Consider the following 21,087-nt stretch of genomic DNA (forward strand, 5'->3'; position numbering starts at 1 on the left):
ACACTTCCCTGTTAGCAAACTTACGGAGTATTACTGTTGGCACCCTTGCCGTAAAAGAAGCTAGGCCTTAAAAGAAACTGGCCTTAACCACAATAATGTCTCCCGGAGCGATGCGGTGCTTTAACGCAGCTTTCACTAAGTCATTAGTGCCATTTCCGGGAGTAATATTGATATTTGTTTTCGACGCTCGCTCTGTAAAACCACCCGCTAAGGCTATCGCTTTTTCAACCGTGAGACCGGGTTGGTAAGCGTAACCACCAGGGTGTTCTACCTCACCGTTAATAAAGATCTGTCGGTAGCCAATAATGTTTACCGCTACCTTAGGGTTAATCAGGTAATCACCGCGCAAACCCTGCTCAATGTTATCTCTAAGTTGCTGGGCAGTAAGGTTATTAACTGGAATTCGCCCCAAGTAGGGATAGTCGATTTTGCCACTATTGGTCACTAGCAACTCCATCGACAAATCGCTCTCGCCGTATACCACTATTTGGATGCGGTCACCTGCGCCTAAGCGGTAGCTTTGCTCTAGGTCATTGGCCAGAGAAGCAGCGCTAAATCCGCCCCACATCAACACCGTTATTAGCAAATACCAGGCGTGTTTGGTGTTACACAATCTAGCCAAGAGAGAACCATCCCTATTCATCACAACTCCTTGAACAGCTTTATTTAGTAGGCAGTTTTACCTACAAATCCTTTAAAGATAGTGAGGAATACAATTTTGATATCCATCCAAAGCGTCCACACACGAATGTACTCAAGATCGTATTGCACCCGCTTTTCCATTTTTTCTAAGGTGTCGGTTTCACCACGGTAACCATTGATTTGCGCCCAGCCGGTAATACCAGGCTTCACTTTATGACGCAGCATGTAACGGTTAACGATTTGACGATATTCTTCGTTGTGAGATACCGCATGAGGACGCGGCCCAACAATAGACATGCTGCCCATCAACACATTGAAGAATTGAGGTAGTTCATCTAAAGAAGTACGGCGAATAAAAGCACCAAACTTGGTGACTCGGGGATCATTTTTAGTTGCTTGCTTCACAACAGCACCATTATCTTGGGTGCTCATTGAGCGAAACTTCCAAACACGGATTTTCTTACCGTCTAGGCCATAGCGATCTTGCTTAAACAAGATGGGGCCAGGAGATGAGCGCTTAACACCAATAGCCACCGCCAACAAAATCGGACTAATCAACATGATGATGATCGACGCCAATACAATATCTTGAATGCGTTTCACCAACATACTGCCGCCACGGAATGGGCTATCAAATACACTTACGGTTTGAATATCCCCCAGCGAACTCCATCGTGAATGCAGCAAGTTGTAGGTAAAGAAATCTGGCACGATAAAGGTGGTTGTAGTGGTATCTGATAGTTGTTGTAAATAACCAGTAATGCGGTCTTTGGCATGCATAGGCAACGCAATATACACGTGGTCGACTTCACCACGTTTAGCCATTTCCAGCGCGGTATCAACCTTAGCTACAGGCCCTGTATAGCCACTACTTTCTAAACGAGAAACATCCCTATCATCAAAAAAGCCAACAAATTGAATACCTAGCTCTTCTGAATTTTCAAAGGTTTCCTTGAGTTGCACACCGTTTTGCGACACCCCGATTATGGCTGCGCGGCGAGTGTTATAACCAAAGCGACGCATCACCGCTAAACTCTCACGAAATACTAGGCGCCAAGCTATCAGTAACATTGGCGTGGCCACTACCCATGAACCCACCACCACTCGCGAGTATGTAGCCGAGATTTTAAGGAAATAGTTAACCGCGAACAACAAGGCAATGCTGATAATCCAAACCCATAGGTTAACCATGGCTTGTTCCTTGAGAGAAGAAACCCGCCACGAACGGTATAAGTTGAAGGATTCCGCTACAACCAAGTAGATGGCTGAGAGGCCAACACCCATTAGCTGAAAGGCCAAATCGAAGGAACCATTTTTAAGCCAAGACAAGCCAGCTAAAACGGCAATAATGATAAATACATCTGAAATTCGGTAGACAACAGCGAGTTCAAATTCGTTAGAACGAACTACGCCATTTTGTTTCTGCATATCCATTGCACACCCCTAGTATCAAGCTTAAAAATTCCATGTATTGCTTGTATATCTCTGTATCTTACGGGTGGTTACTAAACCAAAATTTGGCGTTTACCGCTCTTAATTTTGATTCTTCATAAACAAAAAACTAACCTGACAAATATCACAAAATTTAATTGGTAATATAAATTAAAGGTGATACAAGCCTCAAAACAAGAAAAAACATTACTCATTTATAAGTAGCTGAATAGTGTTTGTCAACACAAAACAATGAACAAACTCAACTATTTTTCAGCTGAAAAGTTGACAGATTTTTAGCAAAAACTGAGCTTAAGTAGAACCAATTTCATTTGTATTACGCTGGCGTTTCAATAAAAAGATCTAAGATGAGAAACAGAAAAACAACGGAGGAAGCTTAAGAAATTGACATTTTAGTTATTAATATCAGCAACTTAAGTTTTGAATATTGACTAGGATATAAAACGAAAAAAGCCACGCTAAGCGTGGCTTTAAAAAAATGGCGGAGGAGGAGAGATTTGAACTCTCGAAGGGCTATTAACCCTTGCCGGTTTTCAAGACCGGTGCATTCGACCACTCTGCCACCCCTCCGCAGCGGTGTGAATATTACGTTTATGATTTTCGAATGTAAAGACCCATTAAGTTTAACCGCTCGCAAATCAGACAATTATCCACAACTTTTTTAAGGCAAGATGATAAATTGTCCAAATCTATAAGATTTGAGGAAAGTGATTACGCACTAGTAGCCCTTTCTACAGCAAAAAACCAATAACTTTACTCACCTAAAAAAGGGTAACTCACACCGATTTGAGAGCGAATTTCATCCATAATCTGCATGGTTTCAATACTCTCTTGCCAGCTCATCACTTCACTTTGTAATTTACCGGCAGCAACACAACTCATCACTTCTTCTATTTGGTACTCAAAGCCCGATGCACGAAATGGAAAGTCTTCAACTATATCTGGCTCGCCATGTACACTCAGACAAGCTTGAGTCCCAACCCAGAACATACTCGGTACGCGGATATGCCCATTTGAACCAAAAATGGTGAAGCTGTTTTCTGTATTAGCCAAAAAGTTACAGGTAAATTGGCTAGCGCAATGGCCATAATTCATAATCACACTGCTGCGCTCGTCTACACCGGTGCAACCAACAAGGCCATCAGCTACAATTTTTTTAGGTTTGCTTTGGGTAACAAACTGAGACATAGATACGTTATACACTCCCATGTCTAATAGGCTACCACCGGCTAACTCGCGGTTAAGCAAACGATCATCTTCATCACGTGGGATGTTAAAACCAAAACTGGAACTGATGAGTTTAATCTCACCAATTTTTTGCTGAACAAGCCAAGATTTTACCTGTTGCCACGCAGGCTGAAAGCGCGTCCATAATGCTTCCATTAAGAACACATTATTGGCCTTTGCTAAGGCGACTAGATCTTTAGTTTGCGCCGCGTTTACAGTGAGAGGTTTTTCACACAACACTGGCTTGCCTGCTTCTAGGCACATTTTAATACTGTCGAAATGAAACCGATGAGGGTTGGCAATATAGATAGCATCAACCTTGGGATCGTTTGCTAACTGTTGATAATCATCTAGCGCTATTTGGCCATCAAACTCATCAACAAAGTCCTGCGCACGTTGCAGATTAGAGCTAGCTACAGCATATAAAGTAGCTTGAGGAATAACCGCTAAGGCTTCAGCAAAGTTACGCGCAATACGACCAGGAGCAATGACTCCCCAATTAAACTGTTCTGTCATTTTATTTCTCTAAGGCGTTATCAATTGATTCATAGTAACCAGATTGAAAGGACATTCTAGTGAGATATTCAGAGACAATTCACTTCCATTTCAAACTGTGAACTGGCTCTAAACATCGTTGATAACAATGAAATTATTCATAATGTACAACTAAAAATCACAAAGCTAACTCACTGGCTTTCTTACCGCTATGCCCAATATAAAACACCGCTGCCAATAAGCTAACTAAGGCCGCAATCTGCCAAGCCATGGGCACGGGGCTTAACAATACAAGTGCTATTGCCGCTAGGGCTGCCCGCTCCCAATGCTTAAGCTGGCATTTTTGCCACCCCTGCATAACCAAAGTAAAAGCATATAAACCCGGTAAAGCAAAAATAAACACCTGAAAAGCAGCCAGCCAGTCTCCTTGAGCAAGCGGCGTATAAGCAAACAATATCGGGATGATGTACAGGCCTTTGGCAATCTTCCATGAGGTAAAGCCCGTTGCCATTGGAGGAGATTTAGCGATCGCAGCAGCAGTAAAGGTACACAAACAAACTGGCGGGGTAACGTTACTGTCTTGAGAGAGCCAGAAAATGACTAAATGTGCAGCTAATAGCAACATAGATAACTGATTTTCATCAAGTAGCATTGGCCGCAGTAAGGCCATCATTTCATCAGGCATATCGTTTATTAATGCTTGGGCTTGGGCAACACTCATCGCACCTTGCTCTGGACTAACCCCAACCAACATTAGAATAGCTTGCACATCTGCACTCAGAGCACCAGAGCTTAAAGCGTTCACTAGCTCTACATTAGCCATTAATTGTAATAACGCTGGAGCAGACAAAGTAGCCAACACAATATAAGAAGCGGTTACTGGCAGCCCCATGCCTAGCACTAAAGATGCTACAGCAACCAGCAGCAGCGCCACGAGCAAACTCCCACCAGACCATTCGGTAATCATCAAGGAAAAAGTATTGCCGATACCAGCAGTGGCAATCACATTAACTATCAAACCTACTGAACATAACAGTACTGCGGTTACCACCATATTGCGCGAACCGAGCGCGAAGGCATCAGCAATTGCCGTTAGCCCCATTTTGTTTGGGGTAAACCATGAGCTCACAATCACCGCGATAATTGCAATAACAGCTGCGTAAGTCGGTGTATAGCCCATTACCAGCAATACAATCAACAAGGTAACCGGCACAATAAACGACAATCCCTCACGCATCACCATCGGTAGCAAAGGAGGAGCTTGTTCCATAGTTCGGGTTAACCCCGCTTTGTAAGATTCAGTTCTCACATAAAAAACTAGCGATGCAAAATACAAAATGGCCGGAAGAATACTCACCATCACAATGGTGCTATAAGGAATTTGTGTGTAACTAGCCATGACAAAAGCCCCTGCCCCCATTATTGGCGGCACAATTTGCCCACCAGTAGAAGCCGATGCTTCTACCGCAGCTGCAAACCGCGGGCTAAAGCCAGCGTTTTTCATCAAGGGAATAGTCACAACGCCAGTAGACGCAGTGTTGGCAACAGCGCTTCCAGAAATAGTGCCAGTAAGTCCAGATGCAATAATGGCCACTATTCCTGGCCCACCAACCAAGCGGCTAGCAATGCTTTTAGACAAATGAATAACAAAATCACCCGCGCCAGAGCGCAGCAAAAAAGCGCCGAACAGGATAAACATGAAGACAAAACTTGCAGAAATTCGTGCGATATTGCCAAAAATAGCATCATCGCCATAAATGCTTCTAAACAGCAGTGTCTCTAAGCTCAGCCCCTTAAACTGAAAGACCCCCGGCACAAAATTTCCCCACCAGGCGAGATAGGAGATGGCTGTTACAATCAAAATAGGAATCACCCAGCCAGTGGCGCGGCGAGTCATATCAATTGCCCCCAAAATCACCAACGAGCCACATAACCAGTCTAAAGGGGCTAAGCGCACACCTCGTTCATAAATGAGGTCTTCCGCGAACAGTAGATATATCGCCGAGAAGGCAATAGCCAGCACCCACAATTTGTCCAGAATGGCCAAATGGCGTTGCGAACTGAATGGTTTTAATAAGCCACACAACAAAATAAAACCAGCAAAATGAAGAATGTTTTGCTGTAGCACGGCAATATCCGCAAAAATATTGAAGTAGACATGCGCCAAACTAATAACAATGCCTAAAACGTATATAAGAGGTATAGCACGAGTATCTTCAATTTCTTGGCGAATACTGTCAGGTACGGCATTCCATTGCATAGTGATGAATCCTGAGGAGAATAAAGGAGACCTAGACCCGAAGGCCTAGGTAAAAAAACTATTGTGCAACTAAGTTATCGGGAATGTTTAAACCTGCTTCACGGTAGTAACGTGCAGCACCGGGATGCAATGGAGCAGGTAAACCCGCTAATGCCTTATCTAAGGCCATGGCATTGGTCGCTTTATGAATAGCTTGTAAAAAGCCTAAGTTTTCATAAATGGTTTTGGTAAGCAAATAGACAAATTCCTCGTCTACATCTGCATGCACAGCCAAAAAGTTAGGCTGCGCCATGGTGTTCCAATCTTTATCAAGATTTGGATAAGTACCCGCTGGAATAACATAACGCGTCCACAGACCTAAGCCACCATTAGCTTTTTCCATTTGCTCATCGGTTACATCTAATGGGCTCACATCCTTTGCCGCTGCGGCAAACAGTTTGGTTACTGCCCCTGTTGGTGCGCCGGCAGGAGTATTAATGGCTTCTACTTGCCCATTTTGTAGCGCTTCTGCAGAAGGACCATAACCAGCAGAAAACAGCTCCATTTGTTTATCAATATCTACGCCTAAGTTACCTAACAAAAAGCGGTTAGAACCAATGGTGCCAGAGTTCTTTTTACCTAAAGCGACTTTTTTACCCGCTAAGGCCATTAAGTCACTTAGATCACCATTTTTAGCATGCTCATTTTTAACCACAAACTGCTCTACGTTTTGCCACAACATGGTGATTGAACGTAAATGAGTTTGCTTACCTTCTTTCTCTAAGGGGCCACTGCCATTCACCGCATAAGAACCATATAAACCTTGAAGAATGGCAAATTGAGCTTCTTTATCGCGTAGCAATTTAATATTTTCGCCCGAACCAGCTGAGTTTATCGCAGACACACTCACCTTGTGTTTTGGCTGAATTTTCACCTTAGTTAACGTTGCCAGCGCAACACCAACCGGATAGTAAGTTCCGCCAGTACTGGCGGTAGCCAAAAGGTAGTTTGTCCCCGTGTCGGCCTGTACTGAAAAAGATAAAGCACTAGTGATTAGCGCAACCTTGCATAACCAATGACGCATGATGTTACTCTCCTTAGTAAACAGCCCTGCTAGTGCTAGAGCCAAACAAATAGCTAATTAGACAATCATAATGATTTTATTGAATTTTCATCCTAGACACAGTTGCAAGCATTAACAAGTTATTAACAAGCCTAGTAAGACTAAAGTTGCAACCTTAAGGCTTAATAGAAGTATTTTTGATAGAGCTGTTGAAAAGCTTCGGATTCTCTTACCTGCGCAAGTGCATGTTGAAACCTGGTTAATTGTTGCTGGCTAATTGAGCGATTGAAAGCAAAGCAGTAATCATTTTCAAACAGAGTGTATAAAGGTTTAAAGCTAGACTGATGCCCTTCCAAGCTTTGTTCAGTTAAGGCCATCAAATCCACCCTTCGCAGCGCTAACAATTTAAAAGCTTGCTCAACACTCTTCACCGGCACCAGCTCAGCGGCAAAATCAGATTTAGTTAAAAAACCGTCAATGGCTTGTCCCTTCATAATCGCAATTTTTAAGTTCTCAGCATCCTTTAAAGACCTGATCTCAAGCTTGCTATCACTTAAACCATAAAACTTTCCTCGACTCACGTTGATCGGGCACGCCCATTCAAACTTATTTTTGCGCGGCTCAGTTTTAATTGTTGAAAATAAAACGGTATAGGCTTGTTGTTGTAAGGTGGCGTAACCACGCGTCCAAGGAACAATTTTCACCTTTGGCGCAGGACTATTTAGCTGGGCAAATATAAGTGCCAGTAATTCAACAGAAAAGCCCGCCGCTTGTCCGTCTTCAACATAGTTATAAGGGAAAAATTCTTCACTGTAATAGTCTAATTGCTCAAGCGTGCGAGCGCTAAGTTGACTACAACAAAGCAGGCTAACGGTGAATACAACAAGTTTAAAACCTAGCAAATAAGGTCCTCCTCTTGAGATAAAGATTGAGTATGTATCTCTGCTTTCATTCACATTAAAGCGTCAACTATGGCGCTCATCAGCAACTACAAGTACACTTCTCTCTCACTTAATCGATAGAGTATTAACTTTTGCGTTTTTATCGACTGTGCTGCGCGGCGCTTATGGCTTGCTGCAGCTTTTCACTGTTTGCCAGCAATTGGTCTGAGTCGTCTTCACTACCAGCGAGTAAACGGTCGATTAAACAAGTAATTAACACTTACCATAACGATAGTCTAAAGCGACTATTGCCGCTATTTGTAGCTGCAAAAGTGGATTACCCACCACAAAAAATCACCTTATTGGCCAGCAAGCGCTCACGCAGATTAGAGTTATGGGCCGATTCTGGGGAGGGATATAAGTACATTCATACCTATTGGATACGCCATGCAAGCGGAACCGCGGGCCCCAAATTACGTGAAGGTGATTTACAGGTTCCAGAAGGTATCTATGAAATTGAAGGCTTAAACCCTAACAGTAAATTCCATTTGTCAATGAAGCTGAACTATCCCAATAGCTTTGATTTAGCCATGGCCAAAAAAGAGCAACGTCATCAACCCGGTTCCAATATATTTATTCACGGTAAAACATCCTCGGTTGGCTGTTTAGCTATGGGGGATCAATCTATAGAAGATTTGTTTGTATTGGTTGAACGCATTGGACCGGGCAACAGCCAGGTTGTTATTGCCCCGCATGACCCAAGACTATTACCGCTCTTCCCGGTACCAGATCATCTTCCAGAGTGGACCGCCGAGCTATATCAACAAATTCAACAACAATTTGAACAATTTAAGTAATGCGTTAGGCTAGAGGAAAGTAATAACAACCAAGTGGGAGAAGCTGTAAATGCCAATCGTGCATATTCGCTCCTTAGCCTTACCCAACGCCATTGATATGCCTAGCCTACTAGATAAGCTGGCCAATGCTTTTGCTCAACAAGCCAAGATTCAACTAGAGCATATAAGCATAGAATGGAATTACATTCAGCCGGGCCACTACTTTGTAAACCAACAAGTTCACCACCAGCAACAAGCTAATCAGCCGCCACTCATGGTTGAGCTGTTTATCCCCGATGTACATAGCGATAAGCGCCAACAACAACTTGTTAGTGTTTTAGCTAAGGTAATCCATCAACATAGCCATATTGCCTTAGATAACATTTTTGTCTCTCTGAGGGTGGCTCAATCTGGCAGCATTTTTGATAATGGACGCATTGTTACTTGGCCTAAGAAAGGCTAAGCAGCGTGATGTTGGCCATACTCGCGCGGTAAGCGAATAGTAAAACCCAAACCTTGAGGTTCAGCATTAAAGGTTTCTACGCTACCTAGCAAGTGTTGATGAACCAAGTTGTATACTTGGTTTAGGCCTAAACCCACATTTCCAGAACTGCGGCCGGTGGTATAAAAAGGATTGAAAATAAGGTTTATATCTTCGTTAGATACTCCGCTGCCATTATCTTGATAGTTAATTTCTACCATTTCTTGGTTAGCATCAATATCCACCTTCACATGTGGATAAGCATGACTAGCAAAACCATGTTGAATGGAGTTATCAATAAGACAAGACAACACCAGCTCTAGCGCCCGTTGATTCACCAGCATACTTGGATTACTGCCAGAAACACTTAGTTGAACATGTAAATCGGTAAAGGGCTGCAAGAACATCTGCAACTGCTGCTCAAGCCAGGTTTTCAAGTTAAGTCGTTGCAGGCTTGAATCTATATCACTGCCCGCTAAGGCTTTAAAGGTGTTCACTAGGGCCGCTGAGCGCTGTAAGCTACTCTCAAGTAACTTCCCTCCTTCAATACCTTGATCCAGCATAGATTCCAGCTCTGAACGTGCTAAGGAGCCATCTTTAAGTTGCTGCCCTATGCTCTGATAGTTGCTGATTAACTGAGATGCTGCTGTAATGCCCACACCTAAAGGCGTATTAAGTTCATGAGCCATGCCCGCAACTAAGCCACCTAATGCGGCCATTTTTTCTTTTTCAACAAGCTCTAGCTGGGTATCGTTCAATTTCGCTAAAGTATGCTGCAATGTATGATTAGCCTGCTCTAACTCTTGGGTTCGCTCTGCTACCCGTTGCTCTAACTGCTCCTGATCGCTGATAACTTTTGCCGCCATGCTTTTAAGCAAGCCCCCAACCTGATTAAACTCATCATAGGCCAGCGAGGGAACCTTAGTATCGTAGCGCCCCTTCGAGTAATTGCTTACCAAGCGGCTTAAATGCTCTAAGGGCTCAATAATTCTGCGCGTCATCGCTAAAGCAATAACGGCCACCAATACAAACACAACCAACAACACAATTACCACATTTGATTGGCGCTCCACCAGCAGCCCCCAAAGCGAGCGGCTTTGTGCACTCAACGATAGCGAAAGAGGCTCTGCCATTTGGCTTAAATCCAAATCAACATCTATGTAAAATCGTCTTTTAGGTGGCTCTCCCTTAGAGCCTTTAAACAGTAAGCGCTGTGAATGAAATAACTCTAAGGAGCCTTGCTGAGAAATTCGTGAAGCCGCTTCGCGCCAAATCGACTGCATAGGTACAAACACAACTAACGCGCCAACTTGCTGGCTATCTTGAATGGCGTTTAGATTTTTCTGCAACAGTGGCTGCATAAATAGCAGACCCGAATCGCTATCGATATCATCTATACCAGTCACTAGCTGAGCGAACTCAGAATCTTGATAAACTTCGATTAATGCTTCTTTGCTGCCAGCTTTTACTTGTTGATTTAAACGTTGAATCGCTGCGTAATGCACCCGCAAGTCCAATATCTCAGCCTGCAAAGGCGCGCCTTCAATAATTTGTCCTTCTAAGTCAACAATATAAATCGCGGAGGCCCAGCTGTTTTGCTGAAGTACCTCACTAATAAGTTGGTTAGAGTGGAAGCCAAAAATGGCTGAAGTTGGTGTAAGCACTACATCATTAACTTGGGCTAGGCTTTGTAAATCCAGTAGCAACTGCCTTACTTGGTACTGGATATTTTGCGCGATATTGTTGGCTTTTAGATACAAAGTTTGCGTAACAGCTTGTTGATCTTGTTCTGAAATTTGCTTAAGAAGAAAAGAACCAATGAGTATACTGGGCAATAAAGCCCCTAACAGAATACTAAGCGCTAATGTTGTTCTCAGCTGATTGGCTTTTATCATCATTGCTTTTGAGTCTGCCTATAATCTCTTTCAGCAAATTGCTGCATATACTCTCTAGCTTTAGCAGCATCCAGCACGCCTTTACTAAATAACTCAAAGCCTTTACGCAGGCCAAGCCAAGCACTGGCTTGCGCTGCCTCTGCCGACATAGGAACCGCTTGCTCTAACTGCGCTAACATCGCAGCCTGATTGGGGTTTGATTGCTGTTTTATTTGATTAATTAAGTCGGCGTTTACTGGCAGGAATCGAGCCTCTTGGTATAAACGCTTTTGCACTTTTTCACTTTGTAAAAACTCACTCAGTTCTTTCAGCGCAGCGGCTTTGTTAGAACTCAAGCTTTTATCAGGAAAAACCAATACCAGACTAGAAGAAAGTGGCTTAAAAGCGCTATTGCCAATGTTCGGGATTAAAGCAATGCCTAAATCATCTCCTAAGTGGTGCTCAAAGTCAGCCACTGCCCACTCGCCATTAATGGCGTACGCAACCTTACCTTCGATAAAATCTTTGTAACCACAGTCGTAGGTACATTCGGCGCTCACTAAACTGCGTTTAGCTAAGCTCTTATAAAAATTAAGCGCGTCTTCCATAGGGGGCTCATCAAGCGTTACTTGCTTTCCACGCGTCATTCGGCCACCAAAAGTATTGTAGAACCCAGCGAACCAATACATCTCGGAGTAATTCCAACCGATGGTGGCAATGCCTTGTTCATCTAGATGTTTTTTCTGCTCTAACAACTCTTGCCAAGAATTGGCGGGCTTCTCAACCAAACTGCGATTGTAAAAAAGCATCAGGTGGTTGCCCTGCAAAATCGGGATCCCATGCAATTGCTCATCGATTGTGGCTGTAAGTAACAGGGTATCAGGTGTATTGGCTTCGATAAATTCACGAGGGACGGCCGACAGCTTAGCTTGCTCTGCAATGCCAATGATATCGGAAGGAGCAAAAGCAACATCGGCAGCAGTACCTTGCAACACCGATTTAATCAGTGCCGGTTTTAAGCTTTCAGAAGTGATCTGATAAAGACTAACTTGATGCTGGCTTTGCGCTGAAAACTCATCCAGCAGCTCTTGAAAAATAGCTTTGCCTTGCTCTCTGTAATAAAGAAAGCTCAATTGCTCGGCGCTAGCGCTTCCCCACACTATTGCTAGCAACAGCAGCACAACTCGCATGCAACCCCCTTCTCATCCACCCTGTCTTCAGTGTAGTTCAAAAGAACTAAGTTGCGCTGAAAACGCGTTTAGTATTCGGGAGATGGCATGCATTTAAGCCATTGAATTTTTAAAAATAAGGTCTACGCTACACGATATTCAGATACCATAGCCGCACCGTGCTTTAGCGGCTCACTCATCCAGCTTGGTAGATCATCAATATCAAGGTTATCCAAGAGGTTTTTTAACTCTAAACCCAGCTCAGTGTCACCTTCAATTTTTAAGCGGCGCTGAAAAAACAGTGTATCGGGATCTTCTTGACGTCCCATCATCAGCACAAAGTCATTGAGCTCGCCAGAAAAACTTACATCAACTTGCGGAGCATTAGCTTGCACTTTTAATCGCTCTTCATCAAAAGTGATATACCAGCTTGCGGCTAAATCACTCACGTTAAGTTTTAACCAACGCTGTTCTAAAAAGTCTAAATCACCCTCTTCGATCGCTTCAGCAAAACTTAATGCCAGTGCTTTTTCCATGGCTTTGCCTTGCAGCGCAAAGGGACACAATTTAACTGGTAAACTTAACAAACGCGGCATGTCTTTGACTAAAGATTGTTTTAAGCGAGTAAGCACTAAAGACCTCATAAAATTAACAAACAAAGCTGATAAGTGGCTCAGTTTACGCAGTTTTCCCTAGTGCAAAGCTGCGCTGAGTCAATATCCCATCTAACTAAGCCCAGTAGAATGACAAAAAATCTCGCGTTGAGGGAAATATGGAATTACTTTGCCCTGCTGGCTCCTTGCCTGCAGTTAAGGCGGCGGTGGATCATGGTGCCGATGCTATCTATATTGGCTTTAAAGATGCCACTAATGCCCGCCATTTTGCTGGTCTCAATTTTGATGGGAAAAAGCTCGATAAAGCAGTAGATTATTTAAAGCAACACCAACGTCAGCTACACATTGCAATTAATACCTTTGCTCACCCAGAGCAGCATCATTTGTGGTACTCGGCCATTGATAGAGCAGTAGAAATTGGTGCCGATGTGGTTATTTTGGCTGATATTGCTTTGTTAGAGTACGCCAAAAACACCTACCCAAATTTAACCGTTCATTTATCGGTTCAGGCTTCTGCCACCAATGCTTCGGCAATCGCATTTTATCAGCGAAACTTTAACGTTAAGCGAGTGGTATTACCGCGTGTTCTCTCTATTCATCAAGTTAAACAATTATCACGTGCTTGCCCAGATATGGAACTAGAAGTATTTGCCTTTGGTAGCCTATGTGTAATGGCTGAGGGGCGCTGCTACTTATCGTCTTATCTCACCGGCGAATCCCCCAACACCGTAGGTGCTTGTTCGCCCGCCTCATTTGTTCGCTGGCAAGAAACCGAACAAGGCTTGGAATCTCGTTTAAACGATATACTTATCGACCGCTATGGGCCAAATGAAACAGCCGGTTACCCGACCCTATGTAAAGGCCGTTTTGATGTTGATGGGCAGCGCTACCACGCGCTCGAAGAACCTACTAGTTTAAATACCCTTGAATTGCTGCCCGAGTTATTTGCCGCCAACATTTCTGCGGTAAAAATTGAAGGTCGCCAACGCAGCCCAGCCTACGTAGCTCAAGTCACCCAAGTATGGCGCGAAGCAATCGATAGCTACCAAGCGCAACCCGAACAGTACGCCGCCAAACAACAATGGATGAGCCAACTCGCTAAATTGTCAGAAGGTAGCCAAACTACATTGGGTGCTTATCACAAAGCTTGGCAATAACTATAGGTAGATTATGAAGTACTCACTTGGGCCAATCTTATATTATTGGCCAAACCAACAAATTGAAGAGTTTTACCATTTAGCCAAAGCCAGCAGTGCCGACATTGTCTATTTGGGCGAAACAGTGTGCAGTAAGCGCCGCAATATGAAAGCGCAAGATTGGATAGGCCTAGGGCAACAATTGTCTCAAGCAGGCAAGCAAGTGGTTATTTCCACTATGGCTTTGCTAGAGGCACCCTCAGAGATCCGCAACTTAAAGAAACTCATCGACAATGGTGATTTTACCATTGAAGCCAACGACTTTAGTGCGGTAGAAGAAGCCCATAAAGCGAAGCTGCCTTTTGTGTGCGGCCCAGCAATTAACATATATAACGCTTATGCCCTTAAAGTATTGCTCGACCAAGGCATGCAACGCTGGGTAATGCCAGTGGAGCTGTCTCGTGATTGGCTGCAAAAGTTGAGTAATGAATGTTTAGAGATGGGCATAAGAGAGCGCTTTGAAATAGAAGTGTTTGCTTACGGCCACCTACCACTCGCCTACTCTGCTCGCTGCTTTACTGCGCAATCAGAAGGTAAGAGTAAGGACAACTGCGAAACCTGTTGTATTAACTACCCAACAGGGCGAGTGGTAAATAGCCAAGAAGGTCAGCCATTATTTGTACTAAATGGTATTCAAACGCTTTCTGGTGAATGCTACGACTTAATTAATGACCAACAAAGCATGAAAGGGCTGGTTGATATAGTAAGAATCAGCCCTTTAGGTGAAGAAAGTATTGAACACTTAGAAGCATTTCGCTTGAGAAGTAACACTAACGAGCATTTTCCAACTCCCGATAGTGTGAATGGATATTGGCATCAAATTGCGGGCATTCGCCAGCAAGATTAACTCAACTTGCGAGAGCCAGTTAAATTTGGCTCTCGTAACGATTTAGTTCAAACAGAGCCAAACGGTGCTCAACAAAGTCATACACGTTATTGGCCAATGAAAGCTTAAAGTAACTGCTGGCTAATTGTGGGTCGCCAGCACGCTGCGCTAACTTCGCCATATAGAAATACGCTTCACATAGTCGCTCGGCCAAGGCGCGGTTATCCCCTTGCACATCCATAGTGGTACCTAGGAAAGTTTGCTGGTCAATCTCGCCAGCGTATAAACGCACAACCTGCCAACCCCAATCTTCATTGCGGTAAGTTTTTAAAGCTTCAACCAGTTCATTTTGGGCCTCAGGCTCCCCCGCCTCTAGCTGAATAAGGTAGCGCCATAGCACTCGGTATGGGTCGTTAGGCGCTTGGTCGGCATAATGATTTACATCGGCCATAGCAAGCTGAGGTTTGTTGGCGTAATTAAGCGCTATACCGCGGTAGAAATAAGCAAAGCTATAATCAGGCGCCAGTTCTACGGCGGAGTCAAAGGCTTCAAAAGCGCTATCGAATTCTTCCGCTAGGGTAAAATACACACCCAAAAAGTTGTAGGCTTCAACAAAGTCTGGCTTTAACTGAATTGCTCGATTAAAGTCAAAACGCGCTAAGGCGCGCAGGCCTACTCGGTCAAAAACAATGCCGCGCTCATAATACAATTGCGCCATTTGCTCTTGATTGTACTCACCAGAGTTAAGCATTTGCCCAAGGCGAGCCAAAGCAACTTCGGATTGATAATTAACTTGCAGAGGTTTTGCCAACACCACGGTTTGCGGAGCTTGACTCGAAGTGCTAGCACAAGCGCTAAGGTAACCAAACGTTACTAACATGCACCCTGTGCGCAAGGCTTTTATTAACATATCACTTCCATTTTTCTTCTAGCTTGAGCCAAAGCAACGCTTACTTTGGCTCATCATTGTTATTAACCCTAACAAGAGTGCTGGCTTAGGGAAACCTAAACTTAGCATTATCGATAAAATTCTTATTTTGAGTGGGTATCTAGCTCAGCAAAGGACTTAACCAAATCATCCAAGGCTTTAATTTGAGTTAGGAACGGTTCTAACTTAGATAAAGGCAAGGCACTTGGACCATCACACTGCGCGTTTTCTGGATCAGGATGAGCTTCCAAGAACAGACCAGCAAGGCCAGTTGCCATGCCAGCTTTAGCTAACTCACCTACTTGCTCACGGCGACCACCCGATGCAGCACCCAGTGGGTCACGGCATTGCAGAGCATGAGTCACATCAAAAATAACCGGTGAACCCTTGCTGACTTTTTTCATGGTGCCAAAACCTAAGGTATCTACCACTAGGTTATCGTAACCAAAGTTACTACCACGCTCACATAAGATGATTTTTTCGTTGCCGCATTCAGCAAACTTATCAACGATATTACCCATTTGCGAAGGACTTAAAAACTGAGGTTTTTTAACGTTAACTACCGCACCGGTTTTTGCCATTGCTTCCACTAAGTCAGTTTGGCGCGCCAAAAATGCAGGTAACTGAATAACATCGGCAACTTCCGCCACGGGTGCAGCTTGCGCAACTTCATGCACATCGGTGATAACCGGAATAGAGAACTGTTGTTTAATCTCTTCTAATAAACGCAGGCCTTGTTCCATGCCTGGACCACGATAAGAATGAATAGAAGAGCGATTGGCTTTATCAAAAGACGCTTTAAAAACGTAGGGAATGCCTAGCTTGTTGGTCACTTCTACAAAATGCTCGGCAATGCGCATTGCCAAGTCACGAGATTCCAATACATTCATACCAGCGAACAAGGTAAATGGCGCATCGTTAGCCACATTTATTTTGCCGATATTAACGATTTTTTGCTGCATGCTATTCCTCTTAATGCAAAATTGCGGGTTGCGAATCCATCGAGTGGATCTGCACCTTTAGTATCTTCGATAAGGGGTCATCGGGACACTGTTCAATAAAATATTCAAAGTCGTTAATTGCAACGTTGTTGCAATCTAACTGTTGATAAATAAAACCACGGTCGCGCATTTCATGCGGGTCGCCAGGCTTTAAGCGTAGTAATACTTGAGAAACCCGCAACGCTATTTCAAAGTCATCTTCACGTAAACAAGCGCTCTTAAGCTCTGCTAACCAACGCTCGGTCATTTGTGCTGAAGAAATAGGTTCTAAGTCATCTTGTGATAAACGAGCCAGATTACCTTTGTGACCTCGATGAATAACTTCTAGCTGCGCTAAACTGCACTCTTCACCATTACAGGCATCAAAATATACAAAGCGCTGTGACATTTTAAAAGCGAGAATAGTTTGGGCGGGAAACTCAATAGCGTGGCATTCAATATCCAATTTACGGGCAAAGTAATGCAATAACATCGCAAGGCTAGTTGCATTGCCGCAGCGTCGACTAAGCGACTCACCAATCAATAAATTTTGACTGTGATAGTAAGCTTGCCAATCACTGGTAAAGCCTAAGTCGACATAAAACAGCTTTTTAAGTTGTTCAAAGCGCAGCTCAACCTTCTCTTCGAGAGGATTAAGTTTGAGCCAATCTAACCATAATCGATGCAAGGTTTTACGCACCAGCACCATAGGCTGCCCAGAGATTTCTTCTTCAATACCTAAAATTCGAAAAATCACTCAAGCTTTTCCTTTACAATCTTGTACTAACAATACACCAGGTGTATTGCCTTATTCTTTAATACGGCCACCGGTAACGCGATCCATACCGCCATAGTCTTGCTCGGTAAACACCTCATCAAACCCTTTGGCAGTGAGCAGCTGCTGCACTGCATTCTTTTGGTCGAAACCGTGCTCTAGCAATAACCAACCACCAGCTTTTAAATAGCTTGGCGCCTGACTCACAATATGGTCGATATCTGCTAAACCATGCTGCTCTGCCGTTAATGCTGAACTTGGCTCAAAACGCACATCGCCCTGCGACAAATGTGGATCAGCCGGGTCGATATAAGGCGGATTACTCACCACTAAATCAAACTTCTGCCCCACAAAAGGACTAAACCAAGATCCTTGTTTAACCTGAACCCGCGATAAACCTAACTCACTCGCATTGTACTTAGCCAAGTTTACTGCATCTTCATGTAGGTCGCTGGCAAATACTTCCGCTTTTGGTAGTTCGCTAGCTAAGGCTAGCGCTATTGCTCCAGTGCCGGTTCCTAGGTCAACTATATGGGTATCGGCGTGGTTAAGCACTTTCTTTAGTGCTTGCTCAACTAAAACTTCGGTATCTGGGCGCGGGATCAAAGTTGCAGGTGACACTTTTAATGATAAAGACCAAAACTCTCGCTCACCAATAATGTAAGCCACAGGTTCCCCGGCCACGCGTTTAGTCACTAGCGTTTGGTAAAGCTGCCATTGCTCTGCACTTAAGGCCCTTTCGGGCCAAGTGAGCAAATAGGTTTGGTTGCATTGCAATACATGTTGCAGAATAACCTTGGCATCAACCTTAGGGGATTCACCGCCTGCAAGTTGCTGCTTGGCCCATTGCTGAGCCTCAACAATGCTGGACAACTTAGCCTTCACCTTCTGCTAAGGCGGCAAGTTGGTCGGCTTGGTATTCTTGCAAGATTGGGTCAAGCAAGGCCAGTAACTCACCTTCGAGGATGTCGTTTAAGCGGTACAACGTTAAGTTGATGCGGTGGTCGCTCACGCGCCCTTGCGGGTAGTTATAGGTACGAATACGCTCACTACGGTCACCACTGGCTACCAACTCGCGGCGCATACCAGTTTCTTCTGCGCGGCGTTTTTCGTCTTCTGCAGCTTGTAAACGAGATGACAATACCGACATCGCTTTAGCGCGGTTTTTATGTTGCGAACGTTCTTCCTGACACTCCACTACTACGCCACTTGGAATGTGGGTAATACGAATTGCCGAGTCAGTTTTGTTTACGTGCTGACCACCCGCGCCCGATGCACGGAAAGTATCAACCCGCAGATCACCGGGGTTAATCTCAATTTGTTCAGCTTCTGGAATTTCTGGCATGATTACCACGGTACAAGCCGAGGTATGAATACGCCCTTGCGATTCAGTTTCAGGTACTCGTTGTACGCGGTGACCACCTGACTCAAACTTCATCAAACGGTATACGTCTTCACCGTCAATCTTAGCAATAAGCTCTTTGTAGCCGCCCTGTTCGCTTTCGTTACACGACATAATAGTCATGCGCCAACCTTGGCTCTCAGAGAACTTGCTGTACATTCTAAATAGGTTACCAGCAAAAATGGCAGCTTCATCGCCACCTGCACCGGCACGAATTTCTAAGAAAACACTACGCGAATCGTTAGGGTCGCGAGGTAACAACAATAGCTGAAGCTCTTCCGACAAGGTCTCCATGCTTTGTTTAGCTTCGTCAATTTCCATCTCAGCCATTTCACGCATTTCAGGATCGTCGTCCTGTAGCATTTCATTTGCTGACTCTAAATTCTCTTGAGCTTGTTGGTAGGCAGTAAAACAATTTACCACTTCTTCAAGCTGAGAGTATTCCTTGGTTAATCCGCGAAACTTGTCTTGGTCAGAAATAATGTCTGGCTCGCCCAGCAAAACCTGAACTTCTTGATAACGCTCTTGCAAGGTTTCAAGTTTGGATAAAATTGACGCTTTCATGCTTTCTCTCTGTTAAACGCAATACCTCGCTTGCTAATGTTAGCAACGAAGTATCGACCACAATCGGGTTATTTTCTTAGGCCAATGGCCTCTCGTATTACCGCAAGCTCTTCAAGTCGGCCATCACGGCCTGCTTTATTAATGGCTTCGGTAGGAGCGTGAATAAGTTTGTTGGTTAGCTGAAACGCAGTTTCGCGGATCACCGTTGTGGGATCTTTACCATTTGCCAAAGACTCAAGGGCCTTTTCAACAGCAGCATCGCGAACGCGTTCGCTATGGCTACGATAATCTCGAATAGTGGTAACCGACTCCAACGAGCGCAACCAGCCCATAAAGTCTTCACTTTGCGTTTCTACTATAAACTCAGCTTGCTCAGCTGCTTCTCGGCGTGACGCAATGTTTTGTTCAACAATACCTTGCAAATCATCCACCGTATAAAGGTAAGCATCGCGCAGCTCACCCACTTGTTCTTCAATATCTCTTGGAACCGCTATATCCACCAAAAACATCGGTTGAAAGCGACGTTTCTTAAGTGCTGTTTCAACCATGCCTTTACCAATAATCGGTAACGGGCTAGCGGTGGAGCTAATCACAATATCGGATTCGGCTAAGTGATTAGGTATTTCGTTTAGGGTTATCACTTCGGCGCCAAACCGGTCGGCCAAGGTTTTAGCCCGCGATACCGTGCGGTTAGCCACCATTAGTTTGTTTACGCCTTGGTCTACAAGGTGTTTAGCAACCAGTTCTATGGTTTCACCAGCTCCCACTAACAATACTTTTGAGTCACTTAAATCATCAAAAATCTGTTTAGCTAAACTTACCGCGGCAAAAGCAACCGATACCGCATTTACCCCAATATCGGTATCTGTTCTCACTTGCTTAGCAACAGAAAAAGCGCGTTGGAAAAAACGCTCCAATACGCTCCCCACGGAGCCGGCCTCGCGTGATTCGGTATAGGCTTGTTTTATTTGCCCCAGAATTTGCGGCTCGCCTAAAATCAACGAATCCAAACCACTTGCCACCCTCATTAAATGAGCCACCGCTTGCTGCTGTTGGTATTTATAAAGGCAAGGTAATACTTCTTGCTGATTTAAGCCCTTATAGCTAATCAACCATTGCACAACATCATCGCAACTTACTTCACCTAAGTTGCAATAAAGCTCGGTACGATTACAGGTTGATACGATCACCATCTCCACACCTAGCTGAGTACCAGCATGGCTTAAAGCTTGGTTAACCTGTTCTGGACTAAACGCGACTTTTTCACGCAGGCCAACGGGAGCCGATTTGTGATTGATTCCTAAGACTTGCAGAGTCATCGTAGTGGGGCTTTGTTGCGCCTTTTCCTAATGGGGTAAAAAAGCAAATTGTACGGGAATATAGGGCTAAATAAAAGAAACTCGCACGTTAAGCCGCGCCTGATTAGCTAAAATTTATCGCCTA

19 protein-coding genes and 1 tRNA gene are annotated in these 21,087 nt (G+C 44.2%); 4 read left to right on the plus strand and 16 right to left on the minus strand.

Features of this window, described 5'->3' with window-relative positions; genetic code table 11:
* Positions 1-67 precede the first annotated feature (67 nt).
* The 7 genes from ACYFDN_RS02885 to ACYFDN_RS02915 form a co-directional block, all read right to left on the minus strand.
* Complete coding sequence (locus ACYFDN_RS02885) at positions 68-643, minus strand: polysaccharide biosynthesis/export family protein (RefSeq protein WP_338625259.1); 576 nt, start codon at positions 641-643, stop codon at positions 68-70.
* A gap of 23 nt (positions 644-666) precedes the next feature.
* Entirely contained in the window at positions 667-2,076 is a 1,410-nt protein-coding gene (locus ACYFDN_RS02890; protein ID WP_016402157.1) for an undecaprenyl-phosphate glucose phosphotransferase, read from the minus strand.
* Between the two features lie 497 nt (positions 2,077-2,573).
* A tRNA-Ser gene (locus ACYFDN_RS02895) sits at positions 2,574-2,664 on the minus strand.
* Between the two features lie 183 nt (positions 2,665-2,847).
* A complete protein-coding gene (locus tag ACYFDN_RS02900) occupies positions 2,848-3,837 on the minus strand; it encodes a Gfo/Idh/MocA family protein (RefSeq protein WP_483509942.1) in 990 nt (329 codons plus the stop codon).
* Between the two features lie 157 nt (positions 3,838-3,994).
* A complete protein-coding gene (locus ACYFDN_RS02905) occupies positions 3,995-6,076 on the minus strand; it encodes a TRAP transporter permease (protein WP_483509943.1) in 2,082 nt (693 codons plus the stop codon).
* 58 nt (positions 6,077-6,134) lie between these two features.
* Positions 6,135-7,139: a TAXI family TRAP transporter solute-binding subunit gene (locus ACYFDN_RS02910; RefSeq protein ID WP_338625252.1), complete on the minus strand. Its 1,005-nt coding sequence runs from the start codon at positions 7,137-7,139 to the stop codon at positions 6,135-6,137.
* Between the two features lie 161 nt (positions 7,140-7,300).
* Positions 7,301-8,020, minus strand: coding sequence for a substrate-binding periplasmic protein (locus ACYFDN_RS02915; protein ID WP_472591372.1), 720 nt, complete (start codon positions 8,018-8,020; stop codon positions 7,301-7,303).
* 287 nt (positions 8,021-8,307) lie between these two features.
* On the opposite strand from ACYFDN_RS02915, the gene ACYFDN_RS02920 reads away from it, so the two are divergent.
* Both ACYFDN_RS02920 and ACYFDN_RS02925 read left to right on the plus strand, forming a co-directional pair.
* Positions 8,308-8,856, plus strand: a complete 549-nt coding sequence (locus tag ACYFDN_RS02920; RefSeq protein WP_483509944.1) for a L,D-transpeptidase family protein — start codon at positions 8,308-8,310, stop codon at positions 8,854-8,856.
* A gap of 49 nt (positions 8,857-8,905) precedes the next feature.
* Positions 8,906-9,298, plus strand: coding sequence for a hypothetical protein (locus tag ACYFDN_RS02925; RefSeq protein WP_472591373.1), 393 nt, complete (start codon positions 8,906-8,908; stop codon positions 9,296-9,298).
* On the opposite strand, the gene ACYFDN_RS02930 is transcribed toward ACYFDN_RS02925, so the two are convergent.
* The 3 genes from ACYFDN_RS02930 to ubiT all read right to left on the minus strand — a co-directional run bounded on the left by ACYFDN_RS02930 (position 9,295) and on the right by ubiT (position 13,003).
* On the minus strand, positions 9,295-11,151 hold the full coding sequence (locus ACYFDN_RS02930) for a sensor histidine kinase (protein ID WP_483509945.1): 1,857 nt from the start codon (positions 11,149-11,151) through the stop codon (positions 9,295-9,297). The genes ACYFDN_RS02925 and ACYFDN_RS02930 overlap by 4 nt on opposite strands.
* A 59-nt stretch (positions 11,152-11,210) precedes the next feature.
* Positions 11,211-12,380 carry a sugar ABC transporter substrate-binding protein gene (locus ACYFDN_RS02935; RefSeq protein WP_338625242.1) on the minus strand — a complete coding sequence of 390 codons (1,170 nt, stop codon included), beginning with the start codon at positions 12,378-12,380 and terminating at the stop codon, positions 11,211-11,213.
* Positions 12,381-12,502: 122 nt separating this feature from the next.
* On the minus strand, positions 12,503-13,003 hold the full coding sequence (gene ubiT / locus ACYFDN_RS02940; RefSeq protein ID WP_483509946.1) for a ubiquinone anaerobic biosynthesis accessory factor UbiT: 501 nt from the start codon (positions 13,001-13,003) through the stop codon (positions 12,503-12,505).
* A gap of 128 nt (positions 13,004-13,131) precedes the next feature.
* Here ubiT and ubiU point away from each other — a divergent pair, with 128 nt between their 5' ends.
* Both ubiU and ACYFDN_RS02950 read left to right on the plus strand, forming a co-directional pair.
* Complete coding sequence (gene ubiU, locus ACYFDN_RS02945; RefSeq protein ID WP_483509947.1) at positions 13,132-14,130, plus strand: ubiquinone anaerobic biosynthesis protein UbiU; 999 nt, start codon at positions 13,132-13,134, stop codon at positions 14,128-14,130.
* 13 nt (positions 14,131-14,143) lie between these two features.
* Complete coding sequence (locus tag ACYFDN_RS02950; protein WP_483509948.1) at positions 14,144-15,016, plus strand: U32 family peptidase; 873 nt, start codon at positions 14,144-14,146, stop codon at positions 15,014-15,016.
* 19 nt (positions 15,017-15,035) lie between these two features.
* Here ACYFDN_RS02950 and nlpI read toward each other — a convergent pair whose 3' ends face one another.
* The 6 genes from nlpI to hemA form a co-directional block, all read right to left on the minus strand.
* Positions 15,036-15,905, minus strand: coding sequence for a lipoprotein NlpI (gene nlpI, locus ACYFDN_RS02955; RefSeq protein WP_483509949.1), 870 nt, complete (start codon positions 15,903-15,905; stop codon positions 15,036-15,038).
* 122 nt (positions 15,906-16,027) lie between these two features.
* Complete coding sequence (kdsA, locus tag ACYFDN_RS02960; protein ID WP_472591377.1) at positions 16,028-16,885, minus strand: 3-deoxy-8-phosphooctulonate synthase; 858 nt, start codon at positions 16,883-16,885, stop codon at positions 16,028-16,030.
* Positions 16,886-16,895: 10 nt separating this feature from the next.
* A complete protein-coding gene (locus tag ACYFDN_RS02965; RefSeq protein ID WP_016402175.1) occupies positions 16,896-17,660 on the minus strand; it encodes a SirB1 family protein in 765 nt (254 codons plus the stop codon).
* A gap of 51 nt (positions 17,661-17,711) precedes the next feature.
* The gene (prmC, locus tag ACYFDN_RS02970) at positions 17,712-18,551 is read right to left on the minus strand and encodes a peptide chain release factor N(5)-glutamine methyltransferase (protein WP_483509950.1); all 840 of its coding nucleotides are present in this window, start codon (positions 18,549-18,551) and stop codon (positions 17,712-17,714) included.
* Position 18,552: 1 nt separating this feature from the next.
* Complete coding sequence (gene prfA / locus ACYFDN_RS02975; protein ID WP_016402177.1) at positions 18,553-19,644, minus strand: peptide chain release factor 1; 1,092 nt, start codon at positions 19,642-19,644, stop codon at positions 18,553-18,555.
* Positions 19,645-19,712: 68 nt separating this feature from the next.
* Positions 19,713-20,963 (minus strand): glutamyl-tRNA reductase, encoded by a 1,251-nt coding sequence (gene hemA, locus ACYFDN_RS02980; RefSeq protein ID WP_152781501.1) that lies wholly within the window; start codon positions 20,961-20,963, stop codon positions 19,713-19,715.
* Positions 20,964-21,087: the final 124 nt, after the last annotated feature.

Source organism: Agarivorans sp. D1326 (assembly GCF_056958115.1).

What these genes read in the sequence shown, in the direction of transcription:
- ACYFDN_RS02885 (WP_338625259.1), bottom strand. Translation starts at nt 643, where the DNA reads ATGAATAGGGATGGTTCTCTCTTGGCTAGATTGTGTAACACCAAACAC.
- ACYFDN_RS02890 (WP_016402157.1), bottom strand. Translation starts at nt 2,076, where the DNA reads ATGGATATGCAGAAACAAAATGGCGTAGTTCGTTCTAACGAATTTGAA.
- ACYFDN_RS02900 (WP_483509942.1), bottom strand. Translation starts at nt 3,837, where the DNA reads ATGACAGAACAGTTTAATTGGGGAGTCATTGCTCCTGGTCGTATTGCG.
- ACYFDN_RS02905 (WP_483509943.1), bottom strand. Translation starts at nt 6,076, where the DNA reads ATGCAATGGAATGCCGTACCTGACAGTATTCGCCAAGAAATTGAAGAT.
- ACYFDN_RS02910 (WP_338625252.1), bottom strand. Translation starts at nt 7,139, where the DNA reads ATGCGTCATTGGTTATGCAAGGTTGCGCTAATCACTAGTGCTTTATCT.
- ACYFDN_RS02925 (WP_472591373.1), top strand. Translation starts at nt 8,906, where the DNA reads ATGCCAATCGTGCATATTCGCTCCTTAGCCTTACCCAACGCCATTGAT.
- ACYFDN_RS02935 (WP_338625242.1), bottom strand. Translation starts at nt 12,380, where the DNA reads ATGCGAGTTGTGCTGCTGTTGCTAGCAATAGTGTGGGGAAGCGCTAGC.
- ubiT (WP_483509946.1), bottom strand. Translation starts at nt 13,003, where the DNA reads ATGAGGTCTTTAGTGCTTACTCGCTTAAAACAATCTTTAGTCAAAGAC.
- ubiU (WP_483509947.1), top strand. Translation starts at nt 13,132, where the DNA reads ATGGAATTACTTTGCCCTGCTGGCTCCTTGCCTGCAGTTAAGGCGGCG.
- ACYFDN_RS02950 (WP_483509948.1), top strand. Translation starts at nt 14,144, where the DNA reads ATGAAGTACTCACTTGGGCCAATCTTATATTATTGGCCAAACCAACAA.
- nlpI (WP_483509949.1), bottom strand. Translation starts at nt 15,905, where the DNA reads ATGTTAATAAAAGCCTTGCGCACAGGGTGCATGTTAGTAACGTTTGGT.
- kdsA (WP_472591377.1), bottom strand. Translation starts at nt 16,885, where the DNA reads ATGCAGCAAAAAATCGTTAATATCGGCAAAATAAATGTGGCTAACGAT.
- prfA (WP_016402177.1), bottom strand. Translation starts at nt 19,644, where the DNA reads ATGAAAGCGTCAATTTTATCCAAACTTGAAACCTTGCAAGAGCGTTAT.
- hemA (WP_152781501.1), bottom strand. Translation starts at nt 20,963, where the DNA reads ATGACTCTGCAAGTCTTAGGAATCAATCACAAATCGGCTCCCGTTGGC.